Source organism: Mesorhizobium sp. M7A.F.Ca.AU.001.01.1.1 (assembly GCF_004022735.1).
GTDB lineage: Bacteria > Pseudomonadota > Alphaproteobacteria > Rhizobiales > Rhizobiaceae > Mesorhizobium > Mesorhizobium ciceri.
Genome location: NZ_RZPF01000958.1, coordinates 1 through 1,930 on the forward strand (window position 1 = coordinate 1; position 1,930 = coordinate 1,930).

Annotated in this window: 2 protein-coding genes; both read left to right on the plus strand. The window is 59.3% G+C overall.

Translation table 11 applies throughout. The annotated features are described in order from the left end of the window. Nucleotides 1–642 (plus strand): aminoglycoside phosphotransferase family protein (locus EN884_RS34535; protein ID WP_164760902.1); only part of this gene is annotated, 642 nt, incomplete at its 5' end. A 694-nt stretch (nt 643–1,336) separates the two neighbouring features. Then, the coding region (locus tag EN884_RS34540) for a porin (protein ID WP_164895372.1) at nt 1,337–1,930 on the plus strand (594 nt) is incomplete at its 3' end.

The following is a 1,930-nucleotide window of genomic DNA, read 5'->3' on the forward strand; positions in this document are numbered from 1 at the left end:
CCCTGGCACTGGTCCGTCTACCGCTGGATCGAAGGCGAGACGGCAGAGCGCGAGCGGATTGCCACCCTGCCGCAATTTGCGACCGACCTGGCCGCGTTCCTGGTCGCCCTTCAGCGTATCGATGCCACCGGTGGACCGGCGCCGGGACAGCACAATTTCTTTCGCGGCGGAGCACTCAGCGTCTACGATGGCGAGGCCCGGCAAGCGATTGCCGCCCTCGACGGCAAGATCGACACGGCCGCAGCCAGTGCGGTGTGGGAGGCAGCACTTGCCGCACAATGGCACGGTGCGCCGGTCTGGTTCCACGGTGACGTCAGCTGGGGAAACCTGTTGGTCAGGCAAGGCCGATTGAGCGCGGTGATCGACTTCGGAACCTCCGGCGTCGGCGATCCCGCCTGCGATCTGGCGATTGCGTGGACGCTGTTTGAAGGCAAAAACCGGGAGGCGTTTCGTGCCGGGCTTCCGGCCGACGAGGCGATGTGGGCGCGCGGTCGTGGCTGGACGCTTTGGAAGGCGCTGATCACGGTCGCTGGACAGATCGACGCCAACCCTGTTGAGGTTGAGAAATCCTGTCACGTAATCGATGAAGTCCTTGCCGACCGCGCGCGCGAGCGTGAAGCGCCGAACGATAAGCCACTCTAGCCAACCAAAACCCAGTCCCGTCGCCAAACATCCGCCGTCGCATGGCGCGACCAGGGACATTCCGACCGACGCCATGCTTCCCGGGAGTGCCGATCCGCCTGATCGAGGCGGACGACCACGTCGCCCGTGTCGCCAAGGTCGACTGAGAGGCGTCACGGAGGAATCGTTTTGAACGTTTGGCTGCTGTCACAATCGGGGACACCACAGCGCTCCAGGGTTTCGATCGTCTTGGAAGAAGCAGACAGGCTTGGAAGCGTCATCCCGCTTTTCGCCTCGGCATCAGAGTGGGATTGGCGAATGGGCGTCACCTGGCGATAGAGGGGTCGGCAAGATTCAGGTCGATGTCGGCGAAAACCAGGTAGATATTCCACATTGTGCGGTCTTTTAGAAATATAAAACGTCGTAGTTATATTTAGTCGCGAAAGTATCCGTATATATATTCAATGTGTGACGTTGTGCCACTTGTGCCATTCGCCATCGCGGCAAGTGTTATTTGTGCAACACAGCATTAATCTGTTCGCGGAATTGGCATTATTTCGGAAATCGTCATTGAAGGCAGATGATCGATGGGTATGTTCGCCGCTGAAAAGGGCGAGCGGTGTGAGCCTTTTTCGTTGTGGGGGTGAGGCGGGAAAACATTGCCGCCAGCCACAAATCCGAAGCCATTTAAAACTATGACTGGAGAGGTCAGAAAATGAACATCAAGAGCCTCCTTCTCGGCTCAGCCGCGGCCCTGATCGCGGTCAGCGGCGCACGCGCCGCCGACGCTGTCGTCGTCGCCGAACCGGAACCGGCCGAATACGTCAAGATTTGCGACGTCTACGGCGCCGGCTACTTCTATATTCCGGGCACCGAGACCTGCCTGCGCATCGGCGGCTACCTCCGCTACGACATGGGCGTCGGCGATTCCGGCTCGCTCGATGGCGCCAACAACGTTCCCGATCACATGGACGGCGGAACGAACGACACCTGGTATAAGAACATGCGTTTCACGCTGAGGACTTATACCGGCCAGGAAACCGAGCTCGGCACGCTGAAAACCTTCACCGAAACTCGCTTCCAGTTCGGCAACTCCTCCGGCGACTATACCGACCAGACCCCGGCCAACAACGGCTGGCAGGCCGGCAACAAGACCACCACCCTCAATTTCGCCTGGATCCAGCTCGGTGGCCTGCGCGTCGGTAAGGATGAAACGGTATACGACCAGTTCATCGGTTATGCCGGCAATGTCATCCAGGACACGCTCATCCCGTATGGTGTCAAGGATACCAATCTCATCAGCTATTAC